Source organism: Cypionkella sp. (assembly GCF_036782355.1).
GTDB lineage: Bacteria > Pseudomonadota > Alphaproteobacteria > Rhodobacterales > Rhodobacteraceae > Cypionkella.
Genome location: NZ_DAIPZF010000001.1, coordinates 191,962 through 205,642 on the forward strand (window position 1 = coordinate 191,962; position 13,681 = coordinate 205,642).

Below are 13,681 nucleotides of genomic sequence, written 5' to 3' on the forward strand. Positions count from 1 at the left end.
ATGCGGCGGTCTTTGGGGATCTGTGCAGTGGCGTTGGCGGCGGGGCTTTGCGCGCCCGTCACACTTGCGCAGGATCTGGAACCGCAGGCAGAGGCAGGGCAAAGCATGATGGACGATCTGGGCAGCGTGGCGGGCTTTGAGGCGTGGCGCACAGGCTTTCGCCCGCGGGCCTTGGCGCAGGGTGTCTCGGCTGGCCTGTTTGATCAGGCGATGGCGCAGACCCGCTTTCTGCCCGAGGTGGTCGAGCGTGACCGCAAGCAAAATGAGTTTTCCAAGACGATTTGGGACTATCTGGACAAGGCCGTCTCGGAGGACCGCATTGCGGCAGGCCAGCGGGCGCTGCGCAAGAACGCTGCGCTGTTTGACCGGATCGAGGCACGCTACCACGTTGATAAATATACCGTTCTGGCGATTTGGGGCTTAGAGAGTGCCTATGGCGCGGTGCGCGGCGATATCGACACGCTTTCAGCACTTGCGACGTTGTCTTACGAGGGGCGGCGGGCTGAGTTTTTTGAAGCCGAGCTGCTGATACTGCTGAAGATCTTGCAGCGCGGCGCGGCAAAGCCTGCGCAGTTGCGCGGGTCTTGGGCGGGGGCGATGGGGCATACGCAGTTCATGCCATCCTCTTATGAACGGCTTGCGGTGGATTTTAACGGCGATGGCAGCCGCAATATTTGGGATGACGACCCGACCGACGCGCTGGCCTCGACCGCCGCTTATCTGGCGGATGCGGGCTGGAGGCCGGGGCAGGCCTGGGGGCAAGAGCTGCGCTTGCCGGCGGGGTTTGACTATGATCTGGCAGGCAGCCGCACTCAAAGGCCGATGGCGTTTTGGCGGGGGCTGGGGGTGGTGGCAGCAGAGGGTGCGGCACTGCCCGAGGCCAATTGGGGCGCGGTGATCTTGCCGGCTGGCGCGCGCGGGCCGGCCTTTATGGTCTATGACAATTTCGCCGCGATTGAGAGCTATAACAAAGCTGATGCCTATGTGATTGCGGTGGGGCATTTGTCGGACCGCTTGCGCGGAGGGGCTGGCTTTGTACAGGCCTGGCCGCGCGATCTGCGTGCGCTGACCCTGCCCGAGAAGATCGAGATGCAGCAGCGGCTTTTGGCGCGCGGCATGATGTCGGGCGCGGCAGATGGCAAGATCGGGCCGCTGACAGTGGCGGCGGTCAAGGCGTTTCAGCGCAGCGGCGGTGGTCTGGTCGATGGCTATCCTTGCCTGCCGGTGCTAGAGGCGCTGCGCCTGCCCTGACTCTGACCCTGACATAGACGCGGGGGCCGTTTTGCGGGGCATCGAGCCCCGCAAAACGGCGCTGCCGCGGCCTGCTGATCTGGGCGATGACATTTGCGTGAACGGGCAGGCAAAGCCCAGCGCAGGGCTATGCAGAATGCTGGCTTGCGGTAAGCTGATCTCTATTGACCCCATGAGGAGTTTTGAGATGTCGATGATGACCAAAGCAATTGTCCTTGGTATGGCCCTTTGCGCCGGCGCTGCTTTTGCCGAGACCGAGCCTACCGATCCCGCAGCAATTGCGCGCGAAAATCTGATGAAGAGTTTTGGTGGTGCGGCCAAGACTCTGGGTGAAATGGCGGGAGGCAAGACCGCCTATGACGCTGCTGCCGCAGAGACGGCAAAGGCGGCCTTGATCTCGGGTGCGGCCGAAATCGCCGCTACCTTTGCTGCTCCGACCATGGATCCGGCCGATAAAACCAGCCCTGATGTCTGGAAAAACTGGGATGATTTCTTGGCAAAGGGTAAGGCGCTGGGCGATGCTGCGGCCAGCCTTGATCTTGCGTCAGCCGAAACCATCGGTGCCGGAATGGGTGCGATTGGCGGCAGCTGCAAGGATTGCCACACGCTGTATCGGTTGAAGTAATCCGCCACCGCCTTTGGCCAAAGCCGTGGCACGCAACTGCCGCAGGCTTTGGCTTTAGCCGCAAAACAACCGCGTGATGCGGCCTGTATCGCTTACCTGTGCGTTCAGCCTTGTGGCGACAAGATCACCGCTGACCTCTTGGCGTGGCCAGATCACCCGCAATTGCCCGATCAGATTTTCATCGGCCAGAAGCACAAAAGTTTGGCCTTGTAGCGCGCCAAGCGCTTTGGCGCCGCAATGGTCTGGCTGCGGAGGGATCATTCGGCTGACTGGCCCGAGCTGGGTGCCGCGCGCGGCCACGCAGCCCAAAAGCGTGAGCAGCAAAGCCGCCTGTGCCGCGCCCTGCCGCAGCCCCATCCCCATCTGTAAACGCACGCGGCATCACACTCTTTAAACACAGCTTTGACGTTACTCTGGCCCGAGCCCGCCTGCCGCGCAATTGCAAAACCGTTTTGCGCCGCCAATTCGTCGCTAAGGGGCGTTTCCCGCGTTGCAATTTACCCGTTGCTGTCGCAGGTTCTGGGCAAATTATTTTGAAAGGATATCTCATGCGCACCCGTGCCGCCGTCGCCATTGCCCCCGGAAAACCGCTTGAAATCATGGAGGTCAATCTGGCTGACCCCAAAGAAGGCGAGGTTCTGGTTGAAATCAAGGCCACGGGTATTTGTCACACGGATGAGTTCACCCTTTCAGGCGCGGATCCCGAGGGGCTGTTCCCGGCGATCTTGGGGCATGAGGGCGCGGGCGTGGTGATTGCCGTTGGGCCCGGTGTCAAAAGCCTGAAGGTCGGCGATCACGTTATCCCGCTCTACACGCCCGAATGCCGCGAATGCCCGTCCTGCCTGTCGCGCAAAACCAACCTTTGCACCGCCATTCGCTCTACCCAAGGCCAGGGCCTGCTGCCCGATGGCACGACGCGGTTCTCGATGCTGGATGGCACGCCGATCTATCACTATATGGGCTGCTCGACCTTTGCCAACCACACGGTGGTGCCCGAAATCGCGCTGGCCAAAGTGCGCAAGGACGCGCCGTTTGAGAAGATTTGCTACATCGGCTGCGGGGTCACCACTGGCATCGGTGCGGTTTTGAACACCGCAAAGGTCGAGATCGGCGCCAAGGCCGTGGTCTTTGGTCTGGGCGGCATCGGGCTGAACGTTATTCAGGGCCTGAAGATGGCGGGGGCCGATATGATCATCGGTGTCGATCTGAACAACAGCAAGGCAGAGTGGGGCGAGAAATTCGGCATGACCCACTTTGTCAACCCTAAGGAAATCGAAGGCTCGGTGGTGCAAGCGATTGTCGATCTGACCAAAACGCCCTTCGATCAGATCGGCGGCGCGGATTATTCTTTTGATTGCACTGGCAACGTCAAGGTGATGCGCGACGCGTTGGAATGCACCCACCGCGGCTGGGGCCAATCCATCATCATCGGCGTCGCCCCCGCAGGTGCTGTCATTGAAACCCGCCCCTTCCAATTGGTCACGGGCCGGATCTGGAAAGGCACTGCCTTTGGCGGCGCGCGCGGTCGCACCGATGTGCCAACGATTGTCGATTGGTATATGGACGGCAAGATCGAGATCGACAGCATGATCACCCATGTGCTGAAGCTGGAAGACATCAATAAAGGCTTTGAGCTGATGCATTCGGGCGAAAGCATCCGCGCCGTTGTGGTGTATTGATGCCGCGTGAAGGCACGAAACTTCTGGCAGTTTTGATTGATGCGGACAATGTCTCGGCCCATGCGGCCGAGGCGATTCTGCGCGAGATTACCGCTTATGGCGAGCCAAGCTTGCGGCGGGTTTATGGCGATTGGTCCAGCCAAGCGCTTGCGGCTTGGAAAAAGGTCGCGCTTGATCTGGGGCTGGTGATGCATCAGCAATCGGCCAATACCAAGGGCAAGAATGCCTCGGATATTGGTCTGGTGATTGATGCGATGGATATCTTGCATGGTGGCAAGTTTGACGGCTTTGTCTTGGTGTCGTCAGACAGCGATTTCACCCGTCTGGCCAGCCGGATCCGCGAAGACGGACTAGAGGTGATCGGCATCGGCGAGGAAAAAACCCCGCCGGCGCTGCGCAATGTCTGCAATCGCTTTGTGTTTATCGAAAACATCCTGCGCGAAACCGATGCGCCAGAGGTGGCGGGCAAGCCAGCGCCCAAGCCGCAAGATCTGCCCGTGGCCAAGCCTGCGGCGGCGCGCGAAAGGCTGGCTTTGGCCAATGTCATGCCGCTGGTGCGCAAAGCGATGAACACCATCGATCCTGATGGCGAGTGGTATTCGCTGGGGCCCTTGGGCCAGTTCATCCAACGCGAAAACCCCGATTTCGACCCGCGCACCTATGGCAGTGCCAAGCTGTCGGATATGCTGAAACGCTCAGAGGCGTTCGAGCTGCGCCAAGGCGGCGGCAACAGTCTTGAGGTGCGCCGCAGGGATTGATCTCTGGGCTCTGTGGCGGGCTTCGGCCCTTGTCTTGGCGGCCTTAGGGGGGCAAGCTTAAGTGTAAGTCATTGAAAGGGCATGCGATGAATGGTGCGGAAACTTTGGTAAAAACCATGCTGGCTTCGGGTGTCGAGGTGTGTTTTGCCAATCCGGGTACGTCAGAGATGCATTTCGTTGCCGCCCTTGATAGCCACCCCGAGATGCGCTGCATCCTGTGTCTGTTTGAAGGCGGGGCCACAGGGGCGGCGGATGGCTATTACCGCATGTCGGGGCGGGTGGCGGCCACGCTGCTGCATTTGGCCCCCGGTTTTGGCAATGCCTTTGCCAATCTGCACAATGCCCGCAAGGCGCAGTCGGGCGTTGTCAATGTGATGGGCGAACACGCCAGCTATCATTTGCAATACGAGGCCCCCTTGAAGGGCGATACCGAAGGCATCAGCCGCACGGTGTCGCATTGGACCCGCACCGCCAGCGATGCAGGCTCGGTTGCGCGCGATGGTGCCGAGGCCATTCGCGCGGCACGCTCGAAAAACGGCCAAATCGCCACGCTGATCTTGCCCGCCGATACCGCTTGGGACAGCGCGGTTGGCCCGCAGATTGCCGAGGCCCCTGCGGCGCTTGCGCGGCCAAATCTGGGGCAGGTGCAGGCGGCGGCGGCGGCCTTGCGCACAAAAGGTGCGGCACTTTTGGTTGATGGCACGGCGCTGCACGGCCCGCTTGGGCAGATTGCGGCGCGGATTGCCAAGGCGACGGGCTGCCGATTGCTGGCGCCCTGTCTGGCGGCACGGGTGCGGCGCGGCGCGGGGGCAGTTGACTTTGAACGGCTGGCCTATGTGGTGGAAGAAAACGTCGCGGTGCTGGCGGGCGTCACCGCGCTTGTGCTGTGTGGCACGCAAGATCCGACCAGCTTTTTCGCCTATCCCAACAAGCCCAGCCTGCCAACGCCGCCTGATTGCCGCATCCTGCATCTGGGCGATATTGGCGGCGATTATGGCTGGAGCTTGCAGGCCCTTGCCGCCGAACTGGGCATTGCCGAGGATCTGGCGGTGGAAGGCATCGCGTTGGATCTGCCGCCATGCGCCACGGGCAGCATGAGCCTTGCGAAAATCGGCCAATCCTTTGCAGCGCTGTTGCCCGAAGACGCGGTGGTGGTGGATGAGGCGATCTCATCTTCGCGCTATTTCATCGCGGCCAGTGCGGCTGCGCGTGGGCATGACTGGCTTGCGGTCACGGGCGGCGCGATTGGCTACGGCTTGCCTGCCGCCGTGGGGGCGGCGGTGGCCTGCCCAGACCGCAAGGTGGTTTGCCTCGAGGGTGACGGTTCGGGCATGTATACCTTGCAATCGCTGTGGACGATGGCGCGCGAAGGGCTGGATGTGCTGATCGTGGTGCTATCAAACCGCGGCTATCAGATTTTGCGCGGCGAATTGGCGAATGTGGGGGTAACAGATGTCGGCCGCAACGCGGTGCGGATGTTTGATGTGGTTGAACCCAGTCTGGATTGGGTGGCGCTTGCGAAAGGTCATGGTGTCGAGGCCGTTCGCGTCACCGATACCGATCAGTTCAACGCAGCCTTTGCCGCAGGTCTGGCGCGCAAGGGTCCCTATGTAATTGAAGTGATCTGCTAAAGCCGCTGGGCCGGCGAAGTGGGTCCTGCGCCAAGGTTTTTCAGCCATGGGTTGAAATGTGCTGCGGATTCTCCGCACGTTAACTTTAATTAATACAATTGTGTTGAAGAATTGCGTGACAAATACTGCTGCACCGCTTCATGAAGTCTTGTTGCACAGCAGTTGATGTTTTGATGAGTGTTGAGGATCTGAGTGAGTTTGCCGTGAACTTCCTGCTCTCGGGGCATGGGACATCGCGTCAGCTTGCCGTGCAGCTTGCTCAGAAAATGCCGCAGAGCCCACCGCTTGAAGTGGTGTTTTTGCTGTCGATCACCGCTTCTGGCATTGAGGAAACCTTTTCAGGCCCGCAGATGGAGCGTCTTGCGGTGGAAAGCTGGCGGGCGGCTGCGCTGTTAAGCGTTGATCTGCATATGATGCAGCTGCGCGGCCTGCGCTGTGCAACCTGTCACGATCTGCTGACCTATTGGCGGCAGGTGGATGGGTTTTTCTTAGCGTGAAGCGGGCGACAGGCTGCCGCCCGCTTTTGGGGTTTTGAGGAGCGCGCGCGCCTAGCCGACAAGCGCCCCGCCAAGGCCACGGTCCAGCAGCGCGATGGTTTCTTCGACGCCATAAAGTGCGATAAAGCCGCCAAAGCGCGGGCCGTCGCTGGCGCCCAAAAGCACCTCGTACAGGGCTTTGAACCAATCGCGCAGCGGTTCAAAGCCGTGATCTTTGCCGACAGCAAAGACCATGGATTGCAGCGCCTCGTCGTCCAAACCACCGTCCCAAACCGCCAGACGCGCACGCAGATCTTCCATTGCAGTGCGTTCCTGATCGCTTGGCAGGCGGAAGCTGCGCGTGGGCGCAATCCGGTCGGCGAAATAGCGCACCGCAAAGCCCGCTGCCGCATCCAGATCAGGATTGGCCTCGGGCGAGGCATCGGGGGCATAGCGCTTGATAAAGCCCCAAAGCCCCTTGGCGTCTTGCGCCGCCGAGACGCTGGCAAGGTTCAGCAACATCGAGAAAGGCACCACCATTTTCGACGCAGGCGGGTTGCCTTGGTGAATATGCCAAACCGGGTTATTCACTTGCTGATCAATATCTTGGGTCGGATAGGCGCGCAGCTGTTGGTGATATTCATCCATCGCCCGCGGGATCACATCAAAATGCATCCGCTTGGCGGTCTTGGGCTTTTGATACATGAAATACGACAGGCTTTCGGCCGAGGCATAGGTCAGCCATTCATCGATGGTCAGGCCATTGCCCTTGGACTTCGAGATTTTCTGCCCCTGATCGTCCAAGAACAGCTCATAGCTCATGTGGTTGGGCTTTTTGCCGCCCAGCACTTCGCAAATGCCGTCATAGATCGGCGTGTTGGTCGAGTGGTCCTTGCCATACATCTCGAAATCAACGTCCAGCGCCGCCCAGCGGGCGCCAAAGTCGGGCTTCCACTGCAATTTCACATTGCCGCCGGTGACCGGCAGGGTCCATTCGCGGCCATCTTCGTCGTCAAAGGTGATGGTGTGATTGACCGCATCGACATGCTTCATCGGCACATACATCACGCGGCCGGTCTCGGGGTGGATCGGCAAAAAGCAGGAATAGGTCTGCTGACGCTCTTCACGCAAGGAGGCCAGCATGATCTTCATGATCGCATCATAGCGTTCGGTGGCCAGTTTCAGGGTGTCGTCGAACTTGCCCGATTTATAGAATTCAGTGGCCGAGATGAATTCATACTCAAAGCCAAAGGTATCCAAAAACCGCCGCAACATGGCGTTGTTATGCGCACCAAAGCTGTCATAAAGCCCGTAGGGGTCGGGCACAGTGGTCAGCGGCTGCTGCATGTGGTTGCGCAGCATCTCTTGCTGCGGCACGTTTTCGGGCACTTTGCGCATGCCATCAACATCATCGGAAAAACAGATCAGCCGTGTCGGAATATCCGAGATCGCCTCAAAGGCGCGGCGGATCATCGTGGTGCGGGCAACCTCGCCAAAGGTGCCGATATGCGGCAAACCCGAGGGGCCATAGCCGGTTTCAAACAGCACATAGCCCTTTTCAGGCGCCTTTTTTTCATAGCGTTTCAGCAGCGCGCGCGCTTCTTCAAAGGGCCAAGCCTTGGATTTCATTCCAGCATCGCGCAAAGCAGTCATCGCGTCGTCTCCTTCTGGCGCAAACCCTATATTCGCGCCGACCCCTTCCTCTATTGCTCAAGCGGGCTTAGGTCAATATTCTGCGCTGCAACAACAGGAGTGCTCTCGTGCAAGATACCCCCGCCTCGCTTTCCCCCCAAGACGCGTTGGTTGCCGTGATGATCGCGGTGTCCGCCTCGGATGAGAATATGCGTACCTCGGAACTGGTCGCGATCCAGCAGACGGTGAATTATATGCCGGTGTTTGGCGGCTATGATGCCGACCGCATCGGCGTGGTGGCCAATACCGTTTTTGATTTGTTCGAGGAAGAAGACGGGCTGGACGCGCTTTTTGGTCTGATCCGCGATGCGCTGCCCGAACAGCTGCACGAAACCGCCTATGCGCTGGCCTGCGACGTCGCCGCCGCCGATGGCAACCTGCGCGAGGTCGAGCTGCGCATGCTGGAAGAGGTCCGCGAAGAGCTGAACATCGACCGCCTGCACGCCGCCGCCATCGAATGGGGCGCAAGGGTGCGGCATTTGACGCTGTAAGCGGCGCAACCCGTTAGAGATACAAGCCCGCCCAGCGGTGCAGCAACTGCCCTTGCAGCCGATGCGCGCGGCCAACCCAAGCCTTATTGCCCTTGGGCTGGTCGCGCTGGGCAACCGGCACCGCCTCGCGCCGCGCTACATCGGCGGCAAAAATCGCAAACACCAATGTCTTGCCATTGGCCGCTGTCACATAACCAGCCAGATTCGAGACAAAGTTCATCGTCCCGCTTTTGGCCTGCACCCGCATGGCAGCCTTGCTTTGCGGCTTGCCTGTCGCATCGGGCACTCCGGCCTCGCGCAACAACCCCAACAGCTGTACGCCAGTCGGATCCTGTCGCGCTTGGATCAGCACCGAGACCATCTCGGCCGCCGAAAGCCGTGTCATCGGCCCAAGTCCGGAATGATCACCAAAGCGCCCGCTCACGCCAAAGCGCGCCCGCGCCCAAGCCGTCATCGCAGCCCCCGAGGCTTCCTGCGATGTCGCAGCTGATGCGGCCAAGCCAACCGCCTCTGCCGTCAGATTGGTCGAGAATTTCAACATCCGGCGCAGCAGCTCTGGCAAGGGCGCACCCTCGCGTTGTACCAGCACCACCGCACCTGCGGGCAAATCGCGGCGCAGCTGCGGCGGGCCAAGCGCAATGCCCTGCGCCGCGGCCAGCCAAGCAAACACCTCGCCGGCATAAATCCCCGGATGGCGCACCGGTAACCAACGTCCACCCGCCTTGCCCAAAGCCCCGCGTGCCACACTCCAGTGATCCGCCGCCGCCGCTGCCTTATAGGCAAAGACCGGCAGATCCCGCTCGGCCAGTGTCATCGTCGCCATGCGCACAGGCGGGGCAACCCGCGCGCCTTCGGCCGTCATTGCCATGTCATAACCCGCGCCCGCCTGCTTCCAGCCGAAATTGACGCGATTAAAATTCAACATCATTCCCGAAACCGAAGGGTTATAGCCAACATAATCGGGCTGATCGCTGGCAATCCTCTCTCGCTCTGGCAAAGCGCCGGTGTAAACAAGAAATTGCCCTGTCACCTCACGCAGCCCCGCCGCCGCAAGCGCTGCCACCAGTTCGGCCAAAGCGTCGGTGTCCAATTCCGGATCACCGCCGCCCGCCAAAATCAGATCGCCCTCCAGCCGCCCCTGTGCAAAGCTGCCGCGATACATCACCCGCGTCGCAAAGCGATGCCCCGCCCCCAGCTTTTCCAAGGCAAACAGGGCCGTCATCACTTTGGTGACCGAAGCAGGCGGCAGTTCGACCGTCTCTTCCACTGCCTCCAGCACCCGCCCCGTCGCTGCATCAGCAACGATATAGCCCAGACGCCCCCCCAGCTTCGCCGCCTTGACCAAAGCCGCAGCCGCCGCATCCGGCGTGACGGCCCCGCGCGGCCTTGGTCGCAACGACACCAGCGGCGCCTCGGCCCAGGCAGCACCCGCCGCCCCCGCCAAAAGCCCCGCCAAAACGCCGCGTCGTGTCAGCTGACCCAAACCCGCCCCTCCCGTTCATCTTGGTCAAAATATCCTCGGGGGGGCTGCGATGCAATCGCAGCTTGGGGGGCAGAAAGCCCCCCTTGCGCCGCCGGCCAAATATCCTACCGCTTCCATGCCCCGCGCGCCCGAATGGCGCTGCTCGAGGCCGCCTTCATCGGCATATTGACAAAACACCACGCCGGCGCTGCCTTGCCGCGCAAATTCTCGCCCCGCGCGATCTGGTTCACACCAAAAGCCCGCGCCGCGACGCTGGTGCGCGCAGCCAACCCAAGCCCCGGCCGCGCCAAGACCCCCACCGGCACCGCGCGCAAAATATCGCGCCAGCGGCTCCATTTGTGAAATTGCACAAGGTTATCCGCCCCCATCAGCCAAACAAAATGCACGCCGGGATAGATCGCCTGCAACCGCTCGAGCGTGTCTATCGTGGCCCGCGTGCCCAACTTCGCCTCTAGATCGGTGATCTTGACGCGTGGGTCCGTCATCAGCGCCCGGGCGCGGGCCAGCCGCGCAGCCATCGGAGCCGGCTGCCGCGCTTTCAGCGGATTTCCCGGTGTCACCAGCCACCAAACCCGGTCCAACCCCATCCGCGCCAAAGCCTGCCGCGTCAGATGCACATGCCCCTCATGTGCAGGATCAAACGACCCGCCCAAAAGGCCAATCACCATGCCCTTGCTTGCAATGGGGAAACCCGCGCGCATGGCTCAAAACTCCGCCAAAGCGGCGCGGTCAGATCCTTGCACATATCCGCCTTTGCTCACCATGGCCTCCCGCGTTGTCACGCCAATTGACCCCATGCCTGTCGCCGATACAATGGCTTAGAACCCCCTCAGGCCGCAATTTTGCGCCACCACCAAGGCTGATCATGCAAATCACCATCACCGATGCTGACCCAGATGCCGCGCAATCCCTTGCCTGCCTGAGTGCCTATTACGATCTGCTGCTGGAAAACATCGCGGGTCTTACGCCGCAGATGCTGGCCCTGCCGCTGCCAGAGGCCGGCACATACCGCGCGCCCGAAGGGGCTTTTCTGCTCGCTTGGGCGGCAGGTGACGCCATCGGCTGCGTTTCCTTGCGCCGCCTTGACGCCACGACGGCCGAGGTCAAACGGCTCTGGGTGGCCCCCCATGCCCGTGGCCGCGGTCTTGCCCGCCGCCTGATGGCAGAAATCGAATCCCGCGCCCGCAGCATGGGCTTTGCCCAGCTGAAACTTGACAGCAATTCCAGCCTGACCCCTGCCATCGAGCTTTATCGCGCCACAGGCTGGGCAGATTGCGCGCCCTACACCAGCTTTCCAGCCGATATCTGGATGTCAAAGTCGCTGGCATAGTTGCGGCCAAGCGCCCTTATCGCTACATAGCCCGCAACCCTATTCCCACCCGCAGGAGCATCCACATGGCCTCGTATCAATATGTCTACCACATGGAAGGCGTTTCCAAGACCTATCCGGGCGGGAAGAAATGCTTTGAGAATATCCACCTGAACTTTCTGCCCGGCGTGAAAATCGGCGTCGTTGGCGTCAATGGTGCGGGCAAATCGACCCTGCTCAAAATCATGGCCGGTATGGACAAGGATTTCAAAGGCGAGGCTTGGGCAGCCAAGGGCGCCAAGGTGGGCTATCTGGCGCAAGAACCGCATCTGGACCCTGCCTTGACGGTGAAAGAAAACGTCATGCTGGGCGTGGCGGATAAAACCGCGATTCTCGAGCGTTATAACGAATTGGCGATGAACTACTCGGACGAGACCGCCGACGAGATGGCAAATCTGCAAGACCAGATCGACGCGGGCAATCTGTGGGAGCTGGAAGCCAGCGTTGGCGTCGCGATGGACGCGCTGCGCTGCCCGCCCGATGACGCCATGGTTGAAGACCTTTCGGGCGGCGAGCGTCGCCGCGTGGCGCTGTGCAAGCTGTTGCTTGAAGCCCCCGATATGCTGCTGCTGGACGAACCGACCAACCACTTGGACGCGGAATCCATCGCTTGGCTGCAAAAGCACCTGATCGCCTATAAGGGCACCATCCTGATCGTCACCCACGACCGCTATTTCCTTGATGACATCACCTCTTGGATTCTGGAATTGGACCGCGGCCGTGGCATCCCTTACGAGGGCAACTATTCGGCTTGGCTGGACCAAAAGGCCAAGCGGATGCAGCAGGAATCGCGCGAAGACAAATCCAAGCAGAAAGCGCTGGAAAAAGAACTCGAGTGGATCCGTTCGGGTGCCAAGGCGCGTCAATCCAAGGGCAAGGCCCGTATTGCGCGCTATAACGAGATGGCGGGCCAGACTGTGCTGGAACGCTCGTCCTCGGCGCAGATCATCATCCCCAACGGCGAACGTCTGGGCAATAAGGTGATCGAGGTCGTCGGGCTGAAAAAAGCCATGGGCGACAAGCTGTTGATCGAAGATCTGTCCTTCACCATTCCACCGGGGGCGATTGTCGGTGTGATCGGGCCAAATGGCGCGGGCAAATCGACGCTGTTCCGGATGATCGTCGGCCAAGAACAGCCGGACGAGGGCACCATCACCATGGGCAACACGGTGCAACTGTCGTTTGTTGATCAGTCGCGCGACGCGCTGGACCCTGCGAAAAACGTCTGGGAAGAAATCTCGGGCGGATCCGAGATCATCCAGCTGGGCGACATGCAGATGAACAGCCGGGTCTATACCGGCGCGTTCAACTTCAAAGGCACCGACCAGCAGAAAAAGGTCGGGCTGTTGTCGGGCGGCGAACGCAACCGCGTGCATATGGCGAAACTGCTGCGCTCGGGCGGCAATGTGCTGCTGCTCGACGAGCCGACCAACGATCTGGACGTCGAAACCCTGCAAGCGCTGGAAAGTGCGATCGAAGATTTCGCTGGCTGCGCGATCATCATCAGCCACGACCGCTTTTTCCTCGACCGGCTCTGCACCCATATGCTGGCCTTTGAAGGCGACGCCCATGTCGAATGGTTCGAGGGCAACTTTGAAGCCTATGAGCAAGACAAAATCCGCCGTCTGGGCCCAGATGCCTTGGAGCCAAAGCGCGCGAAGTATAAGCGGTTTAGCCGCTAAGGGGGACTGGCGTCACGCATATCGGAACCAAGGTTGAACGTATCCGAAAGTCGCGCGCGGCTTTTGATTTTGTCGTTTTTCCTTTTGGAAGAAGAGTGTGACGCCAATAACTCCAACCTGCCCCTTGTTTCGAAAGTGCCAGTTTAGTCCGCCAACCATCTTACTGGCGCGGCTGTCTTTCTCTCGAATGCCACTGTGATGTTTGCGAACCGCGATTGGGGGGGCGTTGGCACGGTCTCTGCAATGGCGGGTGGATTGATTCAGGTGAAGCCACAGTAAGGCCAGATGCTTTATATCGCGACGCCCCGTCAGATTTGCCCAAAGCAAATCTGACCGCGCCCGAACCGCCCCCACGGGGCGGGCGCGACGATGGTCGCACCCCAAGAGCCCCGTCGGTTCGGGCGCGGTCAGATTGTGCACCCGAATGGTGGTTTGCTGTGGTGAGAGACTGCTGCGTTGACGGCCTTGCCCGCCGCGCCTTACGCCTCTGGCACAACCCTCGGCTTGCCTGCCTCGTCAATGGCCACAAAGGTGAACACGGCCT

13 protein-coding genes are annotated in these 13,681 nt (G+C 60.6%); 9 read left to right on the forward strand and 4 right to left on the reverse strand.

Annotation, left to right across the window (positions count from 1 at the left end; genetic code table 11):
- Both V7Q10_RS00960 and V7Q10_RS00965 read left to right on the forward strand, forming a co-directional pair.
- The gene (locus V7Q10_RS00960) at positions 1-1,251 is read left to right on the forward strand and encodes a lytic murein transglycosylase (protein WP_333867149.1); all 1,251 of its coding nucleotides are present in this window, start codon (positions 1-3) and stop codon (positions 1,249-1,251) included.
- 187 nt (positions 1,252-1,438) lie between these two features.
- Entirely contained in the window at positions 1,439-1,876 is a 438-nt protein-coding gene (locus V7Q10_RS00965; protein WP_333867150.1) for a cytochrome c, read from the forward strand.
- A gap of 54 nt (positions 1,877-1,930) precedes the next feature.
- Here the strand turns inward: V7Q10_RS00965 and V7Q10_RS00970 are convergent, their stop codons facing one another.
- Positions 1,931-2,251 (reverse strand): I78 family peptidase inhibitor, encoded by a 321-nt coding sequence (locus V7Q10_RS00970; RefSeq protein ID WP_333867151.1) that lies wholly within the window; start codon positions 2,249-2,251, stop codon positions 1,931-1,933.
- A gap of 173 nt (positions 2,252-2,424) precedes the next feature.
- Here V7Q10_RS00970 and V7Q10_RS00975 point away from each other — a divergent pair, with 173 nt between their 5' ends.
- The 4 genes from V7Q10_RS00975 to V7Q10_RS00990 all read left to right on the forward strand — a co-directional run bounded on the left by V7Q10_RS00975 (position 2,425) and on the right by V7Q10_RS00990 (position 6,441).
- The gene (locus tag V7Q10_RS00975; RefSeq protein ID WP_333867152.1) at positions 2,425-3,555 is read left to right on the forward strand and encodes an S-(hydroxymethyl)glutathione dehydrogenase/class III alcohol dehydrogenase; all 1,131 of its coding nucleotides are present in this window, start codon (positions 2,425-2,427) and stop codon (positions 3,553-3,555) included.
- Complete coding sequence (locus V7Q10_RS00980; RefSeq protein ID WP_333867153.1) at positions 3,555-4,313, forward strand: NYN domain-containing protein; 759 nt, start codon at positions 3,555-3,557, stop codon at positions 4,311-4,313. Before V7Q10_RS00975 ends, V7Q10_RS00980 begins: the two co-directional genes overlap by 1 nt.
- An 86-nt stretch (positions 4,314-4,399) precedes the next feature.
- Positions 4,400-5,944, forward strand: a complete 1,545-nt coding sequence (locus tag V7Q10_RS00985; protein ID WP_333867154.1) for an acetolactate synthase large subunit — start codon at positions 4,400-4,402, stop codon at positions 5,942-5,944.
- 173 nt (positions 5,945-6,117) lie between these two features.
- Entirely contained in the window at positions 6,118-6,441 is a 324-nt protein-coding gene (locus V7Q10_RS00990) for a hypothetical protein (RefSeq protein ID WP_333867155.1), read from the forward strand.
- Positions 6,442-6,492: 51 nt separating this feature from the next.
- Here V7Q10_RS00990 and V7Q10_RS00995 read toward each other — a convergent pair whose 3' ends face one another.
- The gene (locus V7Q10_RS00995) at positions 6,493-8,073 is read right to left on the reverse strand and encodes a lysine--tRNA ligase (RefSeq protein WP_333867156.1); all 1,581 of its coding nucleotides are present in this window, start codon (positions 8,071-8,073) and stop codon (positions 6,493-6,495) included.
- A 107-nt stretch (positions 8,074-8,180) separates the two neighbouring features.
- Between V7Q10_RS00995 and V7Q10_RS01000 the strand changes: the two genes are divergently transcribed.
- Complete coding sequence (locus V7Q10_RS01000) at positions 8,181-8,603, forward strand: tellurite resistance TerB family protein (protein WP_333867157.1); 423 nt, start codon at positions 8,181-8,183, stop codon at positions 8,601-8,603.
- 13 nt (positions 8,604-8,616) lie between these two features.
- On the opposite strand, the gene dacB is transcribed toward V7Q10_RS01000, so the two are convergent.
- The gene (dacB, locus tag V7Q10_RS01005; RefSeq protein WP_333867158.1) at positions 8,617-10,086 is read right to left on the reverse strand and encodes a D-alanyl-D-alanine carboxypeptidase/D-alanyl-D-alanine endopeptidase; all 1,470 of its coding nucleotides are present in this window, start codon (positions 10,084-10,086) and stop codon (positions 8,617-8,619) included.
- A 104-nt stretch (positions 10,087-10,190) separates the two neighbouring features.
- A complete protein-coding gene (locus tag V7Q10_RS01010) occupies positions 10,191-10,787 on the reverse strand; it encodes a nicotinate-nucleotide adenylyltransferase (protein ID WP_333867159.1) in 597 nt (198 codons plus the stop codon).
- A 164-nt stretch (positions 10,788-10,951) separates the two neighbouring features.
- On the opposite strand from V7Q10_RS01010, the gene V7Q10_RS01015 reads away from it, so the two are divergent.
- Both V7Q10_RS01015 and ettA read left to right on the forward strand, forming a co-directional pair.
- Positions 10,952-11,416: a GNAT family N-acetyltransferase gene (locus V7Q10_RS01015; protein ID WP_333867160.1), complete on the forward strand. Its 465-nt coding sequence runs from the start codon at positions 10,952-10,954 to the stop codon at positions 11,414-11,416.
- Positions 11,417-11,481: 65 nt separating this feature from the next.
- A complete protein-coding gene (ettA, locus tag V7Q10_RS01020; RefSeq protein ID WP_333867161.1) occupies positions 11,482-13,137 on the forward strand; it encodes an energy-dependent translational throttle protein EttA in 1,656 nt (551 codons plus the stop codon).
- Positions 13,138-13,681 lie beyond the last annotated feature (544 nt).

What these genes read in the sequence shown, in the direction of transcription:
- V7Q10_RS00960 (WP_333867149.1), top strand. Translation starts at nt 1, where the DNA reads ATGCGGCGGTCTTTGGGGATCTGTGCAGTGGCGTTGGCGGCGGGGCTT.
- V7Q10_RS00965 (WP_333867150.1), top strand. Translation starts at nt 1,439, where the DNA reads ATGTCGATGATGACCAAAGCAATTGTCCTTGGTATGGCCCTTTGCGCC.
- V7Q10_RS00975 (WP_333867152.1), top strand. Translation starts at nt 2,425, where the DNA reads ATGCGCACCCGTGCCGCCGTCGCCATTGCCCCCGGAAAACCGCTTGAA.
- V7Q10_RS00980 (WP_333867153.1), top strand. Translation starts at nt 3,555, where the DNA reads ATGCCGCGTGAAGGCACGAAACTTCTGGCAGTTTTGATTGATGCGGAC.
- V7Q10_RS00985 (WP_333867154.1), top strand. Translation starts at nt 4,400, where the DNA reads ATGAATGGTGCGGAAACTTTGGTAAAAACCATGCTGGCTTCGGGTGTC.
- V7Q10_RS00990 (WP_333867155.1), top strand. Translation starts at nt 6,118, where the DNA reads ATGAGTGTTGAGGATCTGAGTGAGTTTGCCGTGAACTTCCTGCTCTCG.
- V7Q10_RS00995 (WP_333867156.1), bottom strand. Translation starts at nt 8,073, where the DNA reads ATGACTGCTTTGCGCGATGCTGGAATGAAATCCAAGGCTTGGCCCTTT.
- V7Q10_RS01010 (WP_333867159.1), bottom strand. Translation starts at nt 10,787, where the DNA reads ATGCGCGCGGGTTTCCCCATTGCAAGCAAGGGCATGGTGATTGGCCTT.
- V7Q10_RS01015 (WP_333867160.1), top strand. Translation starts at nt 10,952, where the DNA reads ATGCAAATCACCATCACCGATGCTGACCCAGATGCCGCGCAATCCCTT.
- ettA (WP_333867161.1), top strand. Translation starts at nt 11,482, where the DNA reads ATGGCCTCGTATCAATATGTCTACCACATGGAAGGCGTTTCCAAGACC.